The 20024-nt window shown below is 34.7% G+C and carries 19 protein-coding genes and 1 riboswitch; of the genes, 12 read left to right on the top strand and 7 right to left on the bottom strand.

What is annotated here, in order from left to right; all coding sequences use genetic code 11:
- Nucleotides 1-171: 171 nt before the first annotated feature.
- From SBL15_RS09515 to SBL15_RS09545, 7 genes are all read right to left on the bottom strand, one after another.
- Entirely contained in the window at nt 172-2136 is a 1965-nt protein-coding gene (locus SBL15_RS09515; protein WP_053016420.1) for a fructose-bisphosphatase class III, read from the bottom strand.
- Nucleotides 2137-2324: 188 nt separating this feature from the next.
- On the bottom strand, nt 2325-2939 hold the full coding sequence (locus SBL15_RS09520) for a DedA family protein (RefSeq protein ID WP_053016422.1): 615 nt from the start codon (nt 2937-2939) through the stop codon (nt 2325-2327).
- A 113-nt stretch (nt 2940-3052) separates the two neighbouring features.
- Nucleotides 3053-4051, bottom strand: coding sequence for a ThiF family adenylyltransferase (locus SBL15_RS09525; protein WP_107611497.1), 999 nt, complete (start codon nt 4049-4051; stop codon nt 3053-3055).
- Entirely contained in the window at nt 4051-4818 is a 768-nt protein-coding gene (locus tag SBL15_RS09530) for a thiazole synthase (protein WP_037538909.1), read from the bottom strand. The genes SBL15_RS09525 and SBL15_RS09530 overlap by 1 nt, the downstream gene beginning before the upstream one ends.
- Nucleotide 4819: 1 nt before the next feature.
- A complete protein-coding gene (gene thiS, locus SBL15_RS09535) occupies nt 4820-5020 on the bottom strand; it encodes a sulfur carrier protein ThiS (protein WP_037550281.1) in 201 nt (66 codons plus the stop codon).
- Nucleotides 5004-6119: a glycine oxidase ThiO gene (gene thiO / locus SBL15_RS09540; RefSeq protein WP_107611499.1), complete on the bottom strand. Its 1116-nt coding sequence runs from the start codon at nt 6117-6119 to the stop codon at nt 5004-5006. The genes thiS and thiO overlap by 17 nt, the downstream gene beginning before the upstream one ends.
- The gene (locus SBL15_RS09545) at nt 6112-6702 is read right to left on the bottom strand and encodes a thiamine phosphate synthase (protein ID WP_182703538.1); all 591 of its coding nucleotides are present in this window, start codon (nt 6700-6702) and stop codon (nt 6112-6114) included. The genes thiO and SBL15_RS09545 overlap by 8 nt, the downstream gene beginning before the upstream one ends.
- A 63-nt stretch (nt 6703-6765) precedes the next feature.
- A riboswitch (TPP riboswitch) is annotated at nt 6766-6875 on the bottom strand.
- 339 nt (nt 6876-7214) lie between these two features.
- Here SBL15_RS09545 and SBL15_RS09550 point away from each other — a divergent pair.
- From SBL15_RS09550 to galU, 12 genes are all read left to right on the top strand, one after another.
- A complete protein-coding gene (locus SBL15_RS09550) occupies nt 7215-8495 on the top strand; it encodes an MFS transporter (protein WP_016930787.1) in 1281 nt (426 codons plus the stop codon).
- Between the two features lie 241 nt (nt 8496-8736).
- Nucleotides 8737-9021 (top strand): putative quinol monooxygenase, encoded by a 285-nt coding sequence (locus SBL15_RS09555; RefSeq protein WP_037550272.1) that lies wholly within the window; start codon nt 8737-8739, stop codon nt 9019-9021.
- 167 nt (nt 9022-9188) lie between these two features.
- A complete protein-coding gene (locus tag SBL15_RS09560) occupies nt 9189-11126 on the top strand; it encodes an FUSC family protein (RefSeq protein WP_107611502.1) in 1938 nt (645 codons plus the stop codon).
- 71 nt (nt 11127-11197) lie between these two features.
- Nucleotides 11198-11617 (top strand): DUF2188 domain-containing protein, encoded by a 420-nt coding sequence (locus tag SBL15_RS09565; protein WP_053016436.1) that lies wholly within the window; start codon nt 11198-11200, stop codon nt 11615-11617.
- A 164-nt stretch (nt 11618-11781) separates the two neighbouring features.
- Nucleotides 11782-12480 carry a GTP pyrophosphokinase family protein gene (locus SBL15_RS09570; RefSeq protein ID WP_037538902.1) on the top strand — a complete coding sequence of 233 codons (699 nt, stop codon included), beginning with the start codon at nt 11782-11784 and terminating at the stop codon, nt 12478-12480.
- A gap of 141 nt (nt 12481-12621) precedes the next feature.
- Complete coding sequence (locus SBL15_RS09575) at nt 12622-13497, top strand: alpha/beta fold hydrolase (RefSeq protein WP_107611503.1); 876 nt, start codon at nt 12622-12624, stop codon at nt 13495-13497.
- 92 nt (nt 13498-13589) lie between these two features.
- Nucleotides 13590-14312, top strand: coding sequence for a MerR family transcriptional regulator (locus SBL15_RS09580; protein WP_107637381.1), 723 nt, complete (start codon nt 13590-13592; stop codon nt 14310-14312).
- Between the two features lie 137 nt (nt 14313-14449).
- A complete protein-coding gene (locus SBL15_RS09585) occupies nt 14450-15130 on the top strand; it encodes a GntR family transcriptional regulator (protein WP_011274899.1) in 681 nt (226 codons plus the stop codon).
- A 21-nt stretch (nt 15131-15151) separates the two neighbouring features.
- On the top strand, nt 15152-16690 hold the full coding sequence (gene gntK, locus SBL15_RS09590) for a gluconokinase (protein WP_107611505.1): 1539 nt from the start codon (nt 15152-15154) through the stop codon (nt 16688-16690).
- Nucleotides 16691-16730: 40 nt separating this feature from the next.
- A complete protein-coding gene (locus SBL15_RS09595; protein ID WP_317955845.1) occupies nt 16731-18089 on the top strand; it encodes a gluconate:H+ symporter in 1359 nt (452 codons plus the stop codon).
- A 165-nt stretch (nt 18090-18254) separates the two neighbouring features.
- Complete coding sequence (locus SBL15_RS09600) at nt 18255-18512, top strand: hypothetical protein (RefSeq protein ID WP_317955847.1); 258 nt, start codon at nt 18255-18257, stop codon at nt 18510-18512.
- Between the two features lie 304 nt (nt 18513-18816).
- A complete protein-coding gene (gene galU / locus SBL15_RS09605; RefSeq protein ID WP_011274904.1) occupies nt 18817-19683 on the top strand; it encodes a UTP--glucose-1-phosphate uridylyltransferase GalU in 867 nt (288 codons plus the stop codon).
- Nucleotides 19684-20024 lie beyond the last annotated feature (341 nt).

Here is a 20024-nt window from a genome sequence, read left to right on the forward strand (position 1 = left end):
CAAAAGGCGAGAGTAAAGCTGACTAGTTTATAATACGGATTTAAAATCCAAGGGAGCCTACAGTCTACTTCTCTCTATAACTATAAAAAATAGCTGTGAAAAAATTTATCGTCATAGATTTCTTCACAGCTAATCTTAGTATGTTTATTTAGGTTGTCATAAATATTTGTATTAATTTAAGTATCTATCATGCATTAATAATTTTAAGATGCGGATTTGTTCTTGAAGTACTTTACCGTCATTGGTATCTCTGATTTTTTTGCGTTGTAATTCTTCGTCTACAACACGACGTACTGATAATTCATCTGCACCGTCTGATAGTACTTTATCTCTTGAGTCAAAATGTTGATGTGCGACTAATTGCATGCCAAATGAATTGTAAAGTAATGTATAACCCGCAATACCTGTCGTTTTTTGATATGCTTTTGAGAATCCGCCATCGATAACTAACATCTTGCCATCTGCTTTAATAGGGTCTTCACCATCTATTTCTTTAACGGGTGTATGACCATTGATAATTCGACCTTCATCTGGATTGAGACCGAAGTCTTTTAACATTTTGCGAATCATATCAACATCTTCTCTTAAATAATAATATGGATTCTTAGGTTCTTTATGAGAAGCCTTATCTTCAATAAAGTAACGTTCAAATGTTGTCATCGCTCTTTTTCCGAAAAGTGAACTATATTTACCAGTCCATAAATACCACACTAAATCTGTTGATAGATCATCAGTGATTTCTTTGTAGTCGTATGCATAGCGTACATGTCTTTCAAACACGTCTAAAAGGTCACGACCTTTATGTTGTTCTCCTTCAATTTCGAATGATTCCATTTCTCCATTCTCATCAACAGGGATACAACCATGAATAAGAAGATTGCCATTATACGGAAGGTAAAGTTTCCCTTTCTTCATCAAGAACGACATGTGACGTTTCAATTTCTCAGATTGCTGGAAAGAAAGTAGCAGTTTGTTCATAACTTCTTCTTCCTCAGGTAATAATTTACCAGGATCTTGTGGGTCCACAGTACTGAAACATGTATCTTTTAAAGGATATGTTTTACCGTAAATTGTGATTTCATTCGTATCATAGTTGACCTTTTCCAAGACTAAACGGTCTTCCATTTCGAAGGTAGGACGACGTTTGATAATTGGCATTTCTAGTTTGAATTGAATCATCGCAATGGCTTGATGAATCTTAGTGATTTGGCTTTCTTCAAGTTTAGATAGCCCGACTGGTTTATCAGGGCGTTTCTTAGGTTTAAATGCAGGATTATCGCCACTATAATGTTCTTCGGCAAGCGTTAATAACGGACGTAAATTAATTCCGTAAGCATCTTCAATAATATCTAAATTATCGTATCGTGCACATATACGAAGTAGGTTGGCTAAGCATGCTTTAGACCCAGCATATGCACCTATCCATAAAACATCGTGGTTTCCCCATTGAATATCAACAGAGTGATAATTGATTAACGTGTCCATAATCTTATCTGGTTGAGGACCACGGTCGTAAATATCACCAACTACATGGAGATGATCAACTACTAGACGTTGGATACTATAAGATAAACCAATAATTAAGTCGTCAGATTGTTCTAACTCGATAATTTGATTTACTAGTGTTTCATAATATGATTTTTTATTGTTGAATTCATTATTCTTATAAAGTAGCTCTTCAACGATATATGTATATTCTTTAGGTAACGCTTTACGTAATTTTGAGCGTGTATATTTTGATGAACAATAAGTAATTAAATCAATTAATTGTTCAATTGTAGTAATATACCAAACATTTAATTTTCCCTTCGAATCGAAGTTATTTTTCACAAGTTTTAATTTTTCTTCAGGGTAATAGACGAGGGCAGCTAAGTCATCGATTTCTTTTTGGGATAATGTCTTTGCATAAAGGTCATTTATTTTTGAACGAACATTACCTGATCCATTACGCAATACATGTTGGAACGATTCATATTCACCATGAAGGTCACTGACGAAGTGTTCAGTACCTTTTGGTAATTCTAGAATAGACTCTAAATTGACAATTTCTGTTGCTAACTTCTCAGGACTATCAAATTGTTGTGATAATAAATCTAAATATTTCTCTCGTAATTCACTTTCAGTCGTTTGTGTCATCTAATTTCACTCCTGTTTGGAATTGATATTCATATGGGTAGATATGTCATAAAACCGCTTACATTAATTATCTTTAAAAAGCACCACTTTTTCAATGCTGATGCTTAAAATGTCAGAATTAATTCTTAAAGTTTAAATATATATAAGATAAAAGCCTCAGTCATCGAATGATTCTGAGGCTTTAAATGTTATTTAACTCGGTTTCTATTTTTAAAGAATATTCTATACAGTAAGTAAAGCACTGCAAGAATAATAATGACATACATAATATATGAATAAGTGTGTAAACCAGCCATTAGGGCATCGAAACTACCACTTAGCATACGGCCTAATAAGATTAGGGCGAAGTTCCAAATTGTAGTACCTAGTAATGATAATACTGCGAACGTTACGACATTCATTTTATTGATACCAGCAGGAATTGTGATTAATACACGTAATACTGGAATGAAGCGACATAATAATACTGCCCATGCACCATAACGCTTAAACCAGTCATTTGCGCGCCTTACATCTTTACCCTTAAGTTTAAACCATTTACCATGTTTATCTACAAAACGATAAATACTTTCTTCGTTAATTAAACGGCATAAATAATATAGGATTAATAATCCAATAAATGATGCGATTGTTGATATAAGGAATAAAATTGGTATTGATAAACCCGACTTAACTGACATTAAACCAGCAAAGGTAAGAATGATTTCAGATGGGACAACAGGTAAAACATTCTCTAATAAGATGAGAATAAAGATTGCTGTATAACCCCACTTACTTATAAAATCAGTGATTAATTGTTCCATTTATATTCAAGAACTCCTTTTATTAAAAGCATTATTTGTGAAATTAAAAATTCATAGTAAATTTATTATAATAAAATTTACTATGAATTGCTTGTATAAACCTATGTGTATTTTTATTTAAGAGCTTTTAAATAAGAATGATACAACTTAAATGCTTCTTCATCATCTTCGATGCCATAAACATTCATACGTCCATCTTTAAATAAGGTAATTTCATAATCGTCATCTTTAATTAATTTTGCGAAAGAAGTGGATTTCACAATTTCACCGGGAAGGTGATGTGCATGTTCAAATATGCTTGATTGATATCTAAAGAGATACGTACGTCCACATAAGCTTTCAATATGCTGCTGGTGTTTCGTTTCTAAGAGTGAGTAGTGTTGATTCGCACATACCTCACACGTGTGATCTTTCAATATATCGACGTTCATCGCTTTATAATCGATATGCCACGTATCAATAGTGATTAATTTTTTTGAAAAGCCTTCCCCAGATAGGTAACGAAGCACTTCTGCAACTTCATAACTTGCAACTTGATTAATAATAGTTGGTAGTACGCCATTAATCGCACAACTTTCGCCACTTGATGGCATTTGTTTTAAGAGGCATTTTAGACATGGTCCTTTGAAATCAATGCCATAAACCGTTCCTTTATTGCCGACAGCAGCACCATATACCCAAGGAATTTGATGTTTGTGACACACTTCATTGATGAGATAACGAATTTTAAAATGATCCATCCCATCGATAACGATATCTGGTTTAACTTCATCTAGTATATCTTCAATATTGTTTGAAGTTATTTCTTGATAATACGTTTGTACGTCTACATGATGATTGATACGTGCAATATGTTCTTTTATTGCGTGTACTTTTGGTACCATATTTAGAGCGTCATCTTCAGTATAAAGCGCTTGTCGATGTAGATTAGACGTTTCAACAATATCCATATCAACAATTGTGATGTGATGTGCCCCCATACGAGCAAGTAGCTCGGCAACATGACTACCTAATGCGCCGGCACCTAGAATAAGTAGCTGTGCATTAGAAAGGGCATGCTGTCCTTGTTCACCAAAAGGAGAAAATCTCATTTGACGATTGTAACGTTGCATTATAAGAATCCTAAACCTTCAGTTGGGCTTGATGCTTGGGCAGTATATTTTACTGGGATTCGTCCAGCTTCATAAGACAAGCGACCAGCATGAATACCTAATTTCATTGCTTCTGCCATCTTCACAGGATCTTTCGCACCTGATACAGCTGTATTGAGTAGAATACCGTCAGCTCCTAATTCCATCGCATGACATGCATCTTTCGGAGAACCAATACCAGCATCAACGATAACTGGCACATTTGAGTTTTTAATAATGTAACTTAAATTAAGTTGGTTGTTTATGCCGCGACCAGTTCCGATTGGAGATGCTAATGGCATAACGGCATGCACACCTAAATCTTCTAAACGTTTAGCTAAAACAACGTCATTAGAAATATATGGACATACAATATAACCACGCTCTAGCAATACTTTACAAGCTTCATATGTTTCAAATGGATCAGGTAATAATGTTTCATCATCACCGATAACCTCAACTTTAATCATGTCACATACACCTGCATGTTTAGCGATTTCTGCAATACGAATGGCTTCTTCAGCAGTTTTTGCGCCAGCAGTATTTGGAAAAGTTATAAAGTCTTTTAAATTAATGTTTGCGAGTGGATTAGGTAAATTCTTGTCATACAAATTCATACGTCTTACTGCGAAAGTAAGTACATTTGTTTCTGAAGCTTTAATCGCTTCTGTTTGTATGTCTTCATTTTCAAACTTTCCTGTACCTAGTAATAAACGAGATTGTAATTCTAAATTTCCAATTTTAAACATTTTATCCGCCTCCAACAAATTCTAATAATTCTAATTGATCATCTTCACGTACCGTGTGTTGATGATAATCTTCTTGTTTAATTAATGTTTTATTATGTTCAACAATGACACGTTCTGGGTCTAATTCTAGAGAGATGAGCACTTGATGAATGGATTGCTCAGTGTCGAACGTGAATGCATCCCCATTAATAATGCATTTCATGATTTAACCTCCTTGAGACATTGAAAGATTCATAGCGAGTTGGTTTGACTCCAGTTAATAGCCAGTTTGCAATGTCACGACCAATAACAGGGGACAATAAAATACCGTTACGATAATGACCGGTAATGACATATAATCCATCGTCAACTCGGTCCATAATTGGTAATTCACCGTCCGTATATGGACGTACGCCAGACCACTGCTTCATGATACGTGCGTTTGCAAGTTCAGGTATACGTTCTGTCGCATAGTGTTTTAACCATGAGACGCCTTGTTCCGTATTACCCACAGAATAATTATCAAATTCGCTAGTAGCACCAATTAAGTAGCGATTAGGCGCTTTCGGAACTATATAGCATCCATTTGTCATAAATACCGTTTGCTGTAAGTTTAAATCGTCATGTTCCATAAGAAGCACTTCACCTTTAACGCCGACAACCTCACGAGGCAATTGATATTGTTTTAACAATTGAGATGACCACGCACCACCTGCGACAATGACTTTCTTCGCATATAAATCACCTTGAGATGAAACGATTTGATAGTAACCATTCTGACGAATAATATCTGTTACATTTGTATTGAAGTAGCGTGAAATACGACGCTGTTGTAAGGATTTAAACAGTGCTTTCGTATAATGATTTGCATTGATTTGTCCATCATTTGGAATGTAGATTGCCATTTCAGATGCAACCACACTACCACTAGTTAAATCTGCTAATTCATCGTCTGATAGTTCAATTACATTGTTATCTAAGGCATGTAAGAATCGAAATTGTGAGCGCAAATGCTCCACATCTTCAATTTGATTTGCGATTTTAATCAATCCTGATGCTTGATATTGAATATCTATTCCAGTTTCATCTTGGAGTGTTTCGCATAATTCAGGAAAACATTCACGTGACTCTAGAGCGAGACGAAATAAGTCGCTGTCTTCTGTAAATTCATTTTGTGCACCTAACATGCCTCCAGCTTTATATGAAGCATGTTTACCAGGTATATCACGGTCGACAATTGCAATGTCGAGTTGCGTATGACTGAGGTGTCTCGCAATGGACATTCCGATAACACCAGAACCAACAATAAGTACGTCATGCATCTTTCAACCACTCCTTTCGTAGATGTTGAATTTGTTGTAAAGATGCGTTCATAAAATAAGAAATTGCACAAATTCCTGCAAAGCCATTTGGAAGCCGTTGTATCGTATCTTCAGTTATACCTCCTATGGCATAGACTGGAATCGGAACTTGTAACACGGCTTTGATTTCAGTCATTGATCTAGGCTGCTGATTTGGCTTAGAAGCCGTGGTAAATATATGACCATAAAAGACATAATCTAATTGATGTTGATAAGCTTGTTTCACCGAGTTAATAGTGTGCGTCGACATGCTTACTTCAACATCAGGATGTTGTGCTTTATAATCGAACGCTAATGTGTCCATTTCGCGACAGTGCAAGCGTTTAAGTTTTAAGGATTCTAATAAATTAACATCGCTATGGATAATAATTTTGTTTCTTGGAAAGCCAGCAGCAATTAATTTTTTTAAAAAGGAAAATAAATCATCATTAGACATAGGCGTACGAAAGAGTAAACCATCGATGCCTTTACTAATTTCAATGAAATGTTGTAAGTCTGCTTCTGTTAAATGTTTATAAGTTGTTATCGCAATAAAGATGTCTATCACCCCTAATAAATGAAAAAACGCTATCTCCTTCGTAGGAAATAGCGTTAGTCTCTATGTAACGATATGTGTAAGCCACTTTCCTACGCCAGTACAAACTGGATCAGGTTCCAGGAATTATAAAGTTCTTTCTTTACTCTCAGCCTTAAACAAAGGCACTTCCAGTGGATAAATTATCTATTTAATTTTAAATAATAATAAGTCGCGTTTCATTTCAAGTTCATTCTACAATTTTTTTAAATGGAGTTCAAATTTTAATGAATATTGAGATTGCAAAGCGTAAATACGAATTTAGTGAATAAAGTAATCAACGATGTACAATTTAATAAAAGAACTTTTAAACAAGATGTTGAAAACGATTTCAAAAACTGGTAATATTATTAAAAATAAATGCTGAAACCTTATGATGGTAAGGGTTTTAAGGGAGTTATTTTTACAAATAGGGAGTCTCGTGATTATATTAGACAACATATTTAGAATCAACAAATTAAAGGAAGTAGGAAAAAGAGGATATGGTACAAAGACAAAAGAAAAGTAGTGTTCGTTGGTTTTTCGCATTAGCATTTTTTATCATAGGTGTTATTGCCTACATGGATAGATCTAACATCTCATATATTGCCCCACAAATGATGGAAGATTTACATATGACAAAGCAACAATTTGGTCTGTTAGCTTCATTCTTCTCATTAGGTTACGCGTTAATGCAAGTACCTTCTGGTATGTTAGCTGAGAAATTTGGACCTCGTAAGATGATTACAATCGCTTTAGTATGGTGGAGTGCTTTCACTATCTTTACAGGTATGATTAAACATCACGGTTTATTATATTTAGTGCGTTTCTTATTCGGTATTGGTGAAGCGCCAATGTATCCATCAAACGCTGTGTTTAATGCAAACTGGTTCTCTAAAGATGAGAAAGGTAGAGCATCTAGTATGTTACTCGCTGGTTCTTATTTTGGACCTGTATTAGCGCCTGTGATTACTATTGCTATTGTAAATGCATTTAATTGGCAAGCTGTATTTTACATCTTCGGTGCTGTAGGTATTTTAATTGCAATATTATGGGGAATCATTGCGAAAGACTTACCAGAGCAACACCGTATGGTTAATGACGCTGAGAAACATTTCATTATGGAGAATCGTGACCTTGTTCAAACAAGTAAATCACTACCACCTTGGAATCAATTCTTCCGTCGTGTAAGTTTCTATGCGATTGCAGGTCAATACTTTGTAGTACAATTCGTTATTTCATTATTCTTAATTTGGTTACCAACTTATTTAACTGAGCAATATCATGTTGAATTTAAAGACATGACAATTAGTTCATTACCTTGGTTTATCATGTTTATTTTAATTTTATCTGCTGGTGCGATTTCAGATAAAATTTTACGTAGCGGACAATCAAGATTCGTTTCAAGAGGTTTAATTGCCATTGTTGGTTTCATCGTGTTCGCAGTTTCAATTTTCTTTGCAGTACATACTGAGAATTTATACGTAACGATTTTCTGGTTATCACTTGGTTTAGGTGGTATGGGTGTATCAATGGGTATGAGCTGGGCAGCAGCGAATGACATTGGTAGAAACTTTGCCGGTACAGTATCTGGTTGGATGAACTTATGGGGTAACATTGGTGCATTATTAAGTCCGTTCTTAGCTGGTGCGTTGGTTGCATCACTTGGTTGGACAATGACTTTCCAATTATTAATTATTCCAGCAGTCATCGCAGCAATTTTATGGTTGTTTGTATCACCAGACAAACCACTGATTAAAGATGAAAGTCGTGAATTAAAATAATTTCATAGAAGCTAGGACATCATTCCTAGAATCTAGCCAGTAAGTGGGTTTTAATTAATTCATTTACTGGCTTATTTAATTACATTACTTGCTAAGTGCTTTGGAACATAGATTCACTAAATGTCTATTTTGACGAATTATATTAAAATGTGATTAAAGCTTAAAGTCACATTAGTGTTTTATGTATGAGTGAAAATGGTAAGATAATATTAAATTAATCACAAAATTGAGGGTGAAATGTATGATTATTATTAATGCCAAACTTAAAGTAAGTGAAGAACATCGTGAAGCATATTTAGATTTAATGACGAACTTAGTTAAACATGCACGTGAAGAGGAAGGAAATACATTTTATAGCCACTATGAAGATGTAACTGAACGTAATACATTCGTAGTCGTAGAGAACTATAAAGATCAAGATGCGGTTGAAGCACATAACCATTCAGATCATTTTAAAGTGTTTAGCGAAAATATCGGCAAATATATTACAGAAAAACCAGTCATCGATGTTGCGGAAGCCAAATAATTAAAGAAATTTGCATAATAATATACATTACTAAGGTAGGATTTGAAATCTATGTCACAGATATGATTTCAATCCTACCTTTTTGTAAATTAGACAATGGTCATCATATAACTTAATAAAAAGTGTTATCATTGAATATGTATGTTTTATAGAAAGGAAAGATAACATTGGGAAATGTTTTAAAATCACTTATCACATTTGACACAAGTAAAGTTGACCCGATGAAGGGTGTCAGACAAGGCTTGTTATTAATTATCCCAGCACTATTAGGTTATTTCCTAGGCAATTTCGCATTAGGATTGCTTGTATCGACTGGGACATTGGCACATATTTATGTGTTCAAGAGTTCACCTCGCTCAATGATTAGAACTGTTATCTTATGCTCATTGTCATTTGCAGTATGTATGATACTGGGCACACTTACGGTTACTGAGCCGATATTATATGGCGTAACATTATTATTAGTTACAGTCATCCCATATTACATCTTCAGTGCATTGAAGATTGCAGGACCATCTTCAACATTCTTTCTTGTAACGTTTTGTTTACCAAGTAACTTGCCAATAGCACCAAATGAAGCGTTATACCGTGGTTTAGCAATTCTTGTTGGTGGTGCGATTGCTACATTAGTAGTCATCTTGACAATACTTTTCCAAAAACAAAAAATCGAAAATAGAGCGATTAATTCGGACTTTAACATGATTAAAGAATTAATGCACAATTATAATGATGTCGATAAATTTAAAGAAAGTGCAAAAACAGCGGTAACACAGTTCAAAAATTCAGATGAATTGTTAATCACTGCAACGGCTGGAGTGAACCAGAAATTGAGTCCGCGTTTCCAAAGACTGTTATTACTCCACACATCAGCACAGGGGTTATATTCAGAGTTATTGGAACTGCATGAAAAAGGTATTCGCCCTATACCAGACGAATTAGTTGAAATGATGGATGTTGCGATACGTAATGCATATCGAACAACAGCCTCTCGTGAAAAGTGGACAAAAGAAGTTCATGTAGATGAAGCGTTTGATGATTTATTACAATATATCTTGAAAATCGATGAAATTACAAACTTAGATTCTAGTCAAATTGAACATGAAGCAAGTGTTCGTAAACCGTTATATAGTCAACGTATCATTCATAATTTAACATTAGATTCAATTGTATTTCGAAATACATTAATTTATGCCGTCATTATGGCAGTAGCAATATTTATTTCGTTAGCCTTTAATATCCAAAAATCTTACTGGATACCATTAACAGCACATACAGTCTTATTAGGCATGACAACTCGACGTATGTTAGACCGTTCTGTTGCTCGTGGACTAGGTACTATCTTAGGAACACTTGTCTTATCAGCTATATTGTATTTCAATCCACACTTAATCATTGCCGTTATCATAATGGGTATTGCAGCAATGGTCACTGAAACATTTGTAGGTTCAAACTATGCGTTCGCAGTTATATTTATCACGATCCAAGTTATATTATTAAATGGTTTAGCATCAGATAACCTTTCAATTTCAATTGCCTACACACGTATCTTTGATGTATTGATCGGTATAGCAATCGCAGTTGTCGGAATTCTTCTTATTAACCGTCAAACAGCGTCTGCCATGTTGCCACGAACGATTGCAGAAGTGGTTCGTAAGGAAGCGGTCATCTTCCAATATTTATTCTCAGAGAATCACTACCAAGATGATTTACGTGAAAGAGATGAAAGTTTAGCACTTTCAGTGAAAATGAGTAACATGACTCAAATCAACAATTCAGCAAGTGGTGAATTGTTCTCTAATCAAGAAGTGATTCGTTATTATTATCCAAGTATATTTGCCTTAGAAGAAATTAACTTTATGTTAATGCGTGCGATGCAAGATCATCAACGTCAACGTATTTCAGATCAGCAAATGGGGGAATACCTAGTTACTTTTGAAAATTTAGCGAAACATTTCGAACTTCAAAGCCGACTTGAAATTAATGAACTTTCCGATTTACCTCAATATAATTACATTAAATCGGCATTAATGAGACTTCAAAACAATTGCGTGCATACGCGTAAAGATATAGACGATGTTGAAAATGGTGTGGCGATTAAAGCATAGTCCGATAAACAAGTTTCACTCGGAACGATAGTGGTAAAGCAAACTATCAAGTTAAAAAGGAGTTTGATAGGATGCCTTGGACGATGGATGATTATCCGAATACGTGGAAGAACTTCGATGAATTAGAACGTAAGAAAGCAATTGATATTGGTAATGCTATGTTAAAAGATGGTTATAAAGAAGGCGATGTTATACCGATTGCTACACAGCAAGCTAAAGATTGGTATAAAGATGCGACGAAAGATGAGCTAGATGAATTAAAACATAAACACATTACCCAACACCAAAAAGATCAATCCGCAAACCCAAAACTAAATGACGAAAATGTACATGTCTATTTCGAAGATGATGAATGGAAAGTGAAAACAGAAGGTGCGAAACAAGCGTCTGATACGTTTGAGAAGAAAGCAGACGCCACTAAACGCGCACAAGACATCGCTGATAATCGTGGTACTAAAGTCATCGAACATAATAAGAATGAAACATCATAATTAATAGTTGCAAACCTTTATGTCTGGACGCATTGTTCAATATAAAGGTTTGCATTTTTAATTATAAATTTAATTGTTAAAAATAATGTGAAATCAAAGAGTATTATTTTTAGTTCATTTTGCAATTCGCTATAATATACAGTGATGATTAAGGAGGAAATACTATGTATGTAGAAAGAAAACCATCATTGTATATAGAAGAATTACGAAGTGAATTTAAAGATAACTTACATCATTTTAAAGATGGAGACGAAGCCTTCGATAGACTTATTGGCTTCGTAGAACTGGACCACTTATACTCCTCAGCCTTAAAAGAAATCAGTACAAAATTAGATATTCTAGATGACAACTTTAATCACGTTTATAAACACAACCCTATTCACCATATGGAACGCCGTGTGAAAGAGATGAACAGCTTAATTAAAAAGTTGCACCGCAAACAACTAGATATTAGTGCAGAAAGTGCTCGTGAACATATATTAGATATTGCAGGTATTCGCGTTGTTTGTAACTATTTAGAAGATATTTATGTCATTGAAAAGATGCTATTAAAACAAGAGGATGTCAAACTTCTTAAACGTAAAGACTATATTAAAAATCCAAAAGACAACGGTTATCGTAGCTTACATATTGTTGTGTCTATCCCAGTATTCTTATCAAATAAAGTTGAAAAGCTTCCCGTGGAGATTCAAATTAGAACCATTGGCATGGATATGTGGGCAAGTTTAGAACATAAAATTCGCTATAAAAATAATGCGAGTACGGATGATTATAGCGATATGTTAAAAGACTGTGCACTTGAAATTGCAGATGTAGAATCTAAAATGCAATCGATACATTCTGCGATTTCAGATAATAACTAAGCGATTAGTTTAGAGTATAACTTGATGAATTGTACGTAACTTGCAACAATTCTATAAGTTATACTTTTTTAATTTGACTCAGTTTTGATAATTTTGTGATAAAATAATAATTTAGTAATATAGCAATTTTTGAGGTTGATTATGAACAGAAAACATTTCAAAACACAAATTTATCAATTGAAAAATTATCATAACGAACAAGTCGAAGTAGCATTTGCCGGGAATCAAACTTCAAACAGGGCAATTGTCTTTTTACATGGGGCAATCATGACCTATCGCATTATGACGATGTTTGAACCGTACTTTAGAGAATATAAGATGATCTTTATTAACTGTCCAAGTCGTGGCAAAAGCTCAAGTATCGATCGCAATAATCACACATTAGATGATTACTCTGAACGAATTGAAGACGTTTTGGAACAAATTGTTTCGTCACAACATCTTGAAAAGGTCATGGTCATTGGTTACTCGATGGGTGGTATGATTGGTACACGTTTGTTGAAATATAATACATTGCCCATATCGCACCTTGTTTATTTAAGCAGCGCAGCTAAAATTACGCCAAACACAAGTATGCTAGCACGTTTGTTCTCGACAGATAGTAAACGTGATCACTTTAAAGATGAAATTACCGCAATTAAAAATTTGCCACAATATATATTAAAAAAGACGGTCTACGCACGAAAAGAAAACGGACTAGATATCTTATCATTTGTCGCCCCAATTAAAACTATCATTACAGATTTAATATATACGATAAAAGCTGATTATCTTCCAGATATAGAAGAAATTGAACAATTTCCTAAGTTACTATTTATCTCTGGCAAAGATGATGAAATCATTCCGTATACTGATTCACAAGCGACAATGGAGCAGTATAAACGCTATGGAGGAGAAACGAAAGAAATCGTCTATCCAGGTATCGGCCATATGGACTTTCCTTCTGTCCTTGAACAATTACCAAATGGTACGGTAGGCATCGTAGATCATATTAAAGATTGGATAGAAGACAAATAAGACATCCTTCAGACTTACTTTAAACTATATGTAAAAATGTCTTGCTCGTGACGTAGCGTCATGAGGTAGATTCAATGTAGGAGGTGGACACTATGTCACATTATACAGTTGGAGAGCTTGCCAATCATTTAGGAGTTACAGTTCGAACACTACAATATTATGATCGTAAAGGCTTATTGACAGCTGAACGTGCATCAGAATCAAATCGTAGATATTACAATGATGATCATATACAGCAACTACAGTTGATAGTTTTGTTGAAGCAATTTGGTTGTACATTGGATGAAATTAAAACGCTACTTTACGAAGATAGCGATATGAAGACGCTTAAAGCAATGTTGCAACTTCATAAGAAAGAATTAGAGACAACCATACATGATCAAACAAAAGCACTAAAACATTTGAACAACGTTGACCAATATATTTCAAATCACTCAAGCGCTCCAATAAATCATTTATCTGACATAGATAAAGCAATGAAACAATCGACTACATTGAAATCGTTTAAAAGTAAAGTATTGATTAGCGCAGGTATCATTGGCATTATTCAATACACAGGGTTAATCACAAGTTTAATAAGAAGTTCGAGTAAACCATTTATTGCGATAGTGCCTGTCTTAGTAACCTATGCCGTTGGATTAACAACATATTATTATAAAAATATTTCATATCTGTGTCCCAATTGCCAACATACGTTTAAGCCATCATTGAAACAGTTCATCTTGGCACGACATACTATGCAAACACGTAAATTAGAATGCCCTAAGTGTCACGAACCACATTACTGCATCGAAGTTTCAGATGAGAAGAAATAGAATTTTAATCATGGTTTTCCCGGTCCATCTGTGGCCGGGTTTTTTAAATTTATAAAAAGAAAGCGTTTGCAAAAACGTAACTTATATATTAATATACTTGTATACAAGTTGTAATTGAGTCAATAGGAGTGAAAGATGTGAAAGAAGGTTATCCAGAACAATGGCTTGGTGGCATGTCTAAAGGAGAAGGTGTCGCAGCAGAAATACGATTGCAAATTGTGAGTGGGGAAATCGAAGTAGATACGCTACTTACTGAGAATCAAGTCGCAAAACAATTTGATGTTAGTCGTTCCCCTGTTAGAGATGCATTCAAATTATTACAGACAGATCAACTTATTCAATTAGAACGCATGGGCGCTAAGGTATTACAGTTTGGTGATCAAGAGAAGAAAGAACTCTATGATTTACGTTTAATGTTAGAGTCATTTGCCTTCTCTAAGATCAAACACATTGATAGAGCACCTATAACTAAAGAGATGCGTAAGCACCTTGAAATGATGAAAGTAGCAGTTAAATTCGAAGATGCTGAAGCATTTACACAACATGACATTCAATTTCATGAAGCCATGATTAACGCATCCAATCATCAATATTTACAAACATTCTGGAATCATTTGAAACCTGTAATTGAAACACTCGTATTACTATCTATGAGACATCGCATGGAGCAGGATAAAGCGGATTTTGAACGCATTCATAGTAACCATGAGGTGTTTATTGAAGCGGTAGAACAATATGACTCTACAAAATTAAGAGAAGCTTTCCACTTAAATTTCGATGATGTTGGCGAAGACATTGAAAGTTTCTGGCTAAGATAAATAGAAGAAAGAAGGAATAATATGAAATACATGATTGGTGTTGACATAGGGACAACAAGTACGAAATCAGTATTATACGATGAAAATGGACAATTCATCATGAAACACAACATTGGCTACCCCTTACATACACCCAATGTAGATGTTTCTGAAGAGAACCCTGACGAATTGTTTGATGCAGTACTAATGACTGTGAAATATGTTGTCAGAGAAGCAAATATAAAAAAAGAAGACATCAAACTAATTTCATTTAGTGCACAAATGCATAGTCTGATTGCACTCGATACACAACATCATCGTTTGACTGAAAGTATTACATGGGCAGACAATCGCGCGAGTAAATACGCTGAACTAATTAATAAAGAACATCATGGCTCAGACATATACCAACGCACAGGAACACCAATTCATCCGATGTCACCACTATCTAAGATATTCTGGATGAAGCATGAACAATCAGATATTTATAAACAAACTGCCATGTTCGCAGATATAAAAACTTACATATTCTATCAACTATTTGAAAAATATGTCATCGATTACTCAATGGCGTCAGCTACTGGCATGTTCAATCTTAAAGAACTTGACTGGGATAAAGAGGCACTTGAATTGTTGGGTATTACTGAAGCACAACTACCACAACTGGTACCTACGACACATATTCTTAAAGGTATAAAGAAACGCTATGCAACTTTAATGGGCATTGATGAGAATACACCTATTATTGTAGGTGCAAGTGATGGTGTTCTCTCTAACTTAGGAGTGAATAGTTATAAAAAAGGCGAAGTCGCTGTCACAATCGGTACATCTGGCGCGATTCGAACAGTCATTAATAAACCTCGCACCGATTATAAAGGACGTATCTTCTGTTACGTACTAGATGAAGAACATTATGTCATTGGAGGACCAGTAAACAACGGTGGAGTTGTTCTGAGATGGTTAAGAGATGAACTCCTTGCAAGTGAAGTTGAAACTGCCAAACGTTTAGGCGTTGATCCATATGATGTACTGACTAAAATCGCAAGTCGGGTTAAGCCAGGTGCAGAGGGTCTCATCTTCCATCCGTACCTTGCAGGTGAACGTGCACCATTATGGAACGCTGATGCACGTGGTTCATTCTTCGGTCTTACACTCTCGCATCAAAAGGAACATATGATTCGTGCTGCTTTAGAAGGTGTACTCTATAATCTCTATACAGTTTATCTTGCACTTATAGAAGTAATGAACGAAACACCAAGTACAATTAAAGCAACAGGAGGATTTGCTAAGAGTGAAGTCTGGCGTCAAATGATGGCAGATATCTTCGACACAGACCTTATCGTGCCTGAAAGCTATGAAAGTTCTTGTTTAGGCGCTTGTGTACTAGGTTTGAAAGCATTAGGGGAAATTGATGACTTCTCAATTATTGAAGAAATGGTCGGGACAACGAATGCACATCAACCTGATTCAGAAACCGTTCAAGTGTATCAACAGTTAGTTTCAATCTTCATTAATTTAAGTCGCTCATTAGAAGAACGTTATGCAGAAATTGCAGATTTTCAACGTAAGCACATGGAGTAAATTAATTAATTAAAAAAAGAAAACATTGGGAGGATTTACTATGTTTGGAGATATTTGGCCACTTATCAGTGTTGTTATCGGGATTTTATTACTATTATCATTAATTATATTCTTGAAATTGAACACATTTATTTCATTAAACGTCACTTCTGTCGTGACTGCTATACTACTAGGTATGCCATTAAATAAAATAATGGAAACTATAGAAGCGGGAATGGGAAGTACGCTTGGCCACATTGCATTAATCTTTGGGTTAGGGGCAATGCTTGGTAAATTACTTGCAGATGGTGGCGGTGCGAATCGAATTGCCGACACATTGATTGCTAAATTTGGACCTAAACACGTGCAATGGGCAATGTTGATTGCAGCATTTATCGTGGGTATCGCATTATTCTTCGAAGTAGGTTTAGTCTTATTAATTCCGTTAGTGTTTACGATTGCTAAACGTGCAAAAGTATCACCACTTAAATTAGGTTTACCAATGGTGACAGCTTTATCAGTAACACATGGTTTCTTACCACCCCACCCTGGACCAGTCGTTATCGCTAAAGAACTAAAAGCGAATGTGGGAGAAGTATTACTATTTGGAATCATCATTGCAATTCCAGTGACGATTATTGCTGGACCTGTATTTAATAAAATTGCACAAAAAATTATCCCTTCAGCATACACTCGTGAAGGTGATATATCAGCATTGGGTTCTCAAAAAGAATTTAAAGAATCTGAAATGCCAGGTTTTGGATTAAGTTTATTTACAGCAATATTGCCAGTGATCTTAATGTTAATTTCAACTATCGTTCAATTAATCACTGGCCATGAAGAAGCTAAAAATTTATTTGAACAAATTGTTTACTTCATAGGTACGGCTGGTACTGCAATGTTAATTTCAGTTATCTTCGCTATTTTCTCAATGGGCTTGAACCGTGGCAGAAAGATGGACGACATTATGAAGTCAGTTACAAATGCCATCTATCCAATTGGCATGATGATCTTAATCATTGGCGGTGGTGGCACATTCAAGCAAGTATTAATTGATGGTGGCGTGGGTGATACAATCGCAAAAATGTTCGAAGGTTCTACAATGTCACCTATCTTACTTGCTTGGATAGTAGCAGCAGTATTACGTATTGCATTAGGTTCAGCTACAGTAGCTGCAATCTCTACAACAGGTATCGTTTTACCATTATTACAACATTCTGACGTTAATGTCGCACTCGTTGTACTTGCAATAGGAGCCGGAAGCGTGATCCTATCTCACGTAAATGATGCAGGATTCTGGATGTTTAAAGAATACTTCGGCTTAACCGTCAAAGAAACATTCCTAACTTGGTCACTACTTGAGACAATCATCTCATTATCAGGTATCATCTTTATATTATTTATTAGCTTGTTTGTATAGGGTTAATGTTGAATGCAAAATGTAAAGCCACTCCAACGAGTGGCTTTTTTTATTAACACTGATATGACAAGTCTAGATTGCAATAAGAAAGTAATTTATGATTAATATATTATCTGTTAAATGATATATTATTCTATGAAATAAAAATTTACTGAGGGTATTTGAATGTCAAAAGTTAAAAAGATAAATGTGAGAGATATTGATTTAGATTTGTTACAAAACTCTAGAATTGATGATGTAGAAAAAGAAATAGATAAATTTAAAATGATAGATAAATTAGATCTTTTAATCATCGCACTAATTTGGGGTATGATTTTCATCATTGATTTTCAATATAGTGAATACGTTATTTTAATCGTATCATTCATCGGTTTAATCTATGCTTTTTTATGTAACGAGTATATTAAAAAAAGCAAAATATAACATTGCACAATTATTGATGCATTATAGCAATCCACCATTATTTGATAAGCATACACAAATCAAAGTCGTTCAAAGTAAATTTACTGAGTTCAATATATATATGATGTTTGGGGTATTCGGGTCACACTTTATCGTAAGTATTTTAAAAATAATCGATCATGTGTTTTTAAGTTGAAATTGAATAGAACTTAAACGCAAACTTCAAACAATTGGTTATCACAAGCTATCACTAGGAAAGAAATAAAAAGAGTGATAAACTAACAAATGATATAAAAGACAGAATGTGCAAAGGAGTTACTTGAGTTTGAAACAGATAAAAAAAGCAATCATACCTGCTGCTGGTTTAGGGACGCGATTCTTACCAGCTACTAAAGCGATGCCTAAAGAAATGCTTCCTATTCTAGACAAACCTACAATTCAATACATAGTGGAAGAGGCTTCTCGTGCAGGAATTGAAGATATTATCATCGTAACTGGTAAACATAAACGCGCAATTGAAGATCATTTTGATAATCAAAAAGAATTAGAAATGGTTCTTGAAGAAAAAGGAAAAGATGACCTACTTGAGAAAGTACAATATTCTACAGACTTAGCAAACATCTTCTACGTTCGACAAAAGGAACAGAAGGGATTAGGACATGCGATTCATACAGCACGTCAATTTATTGGAAATGAACCATTTGCAGTCTTATTAGGTGATGACATTGTTGAATCAGAGACACCAGCTATCAAACAATTGATGAACGTTTACGAAGAAACAGGTCATTCAGTCATTGGTGTTCAAGAAGTACCAGAGAGCGTTACTCATAGATATGGTATTATTGATCCATTAGAAAAAGAAGGCCGTCGTTACGAGGTAAAACAATTTGTTGAGAAACCGAAACAAGGTACAGCGCCTTCAAATCTAGCCATCATGGGACGTTACATCTTAACACCTGAAATATTTGACTATCTTGAAACACAAAAAGAAGGCGCTGGAAATGAAATTCAGCTCACTGATGCGATTGAACGTATGAATAGTGATATTCCAGTTTATGCATACGACTTTGATGGCGATCGTTACGATGTTGGAGAAAAATTAGGCTTCGTTAAAACAACGATTGAATATGCACTTAAAGATCCAAAGATGAAAGATGAACTCATTAAGTTTATAAAAGAATTAGGATTTTAATATAATGATACAAAAGAAGACCCCATAAGCACTTAAGTGATCAGCTTAAATGTTTATGGGGTTCATCTTTGATGTAAAAAACATCGCACCTATACTTCTTTAGAGACATTTCGACTTAATTAATACTTAGTTAAAGCATCAGAGAGTAAGTATTAATTAAAAATTTTGTAATAGCTTATTTCCTAAAAATATAGTTCATAATACACCTGACATATGGTAAAGAATTATGGGTTCTTCTTTGGATTACGTAATCTTGGCTGTTTGATTCATGTTGAGTTGACTGACATGTCACGAGCATTATGAACATATATCAAGAAGTATAAATTCCACTCATCTCAGTT

The sequence above is a fragment of the Staphylococcus sp. NWU MKU2 genome (genome assembly GCF_033283605.1).
GTDB classification, from domain to species: domain Bacteria; phylum Bacillota; class Bacilli; order Staphylococcales; family Staphylococcaceae; genus Staphylococcus; species Staphylococcus haemolyticus.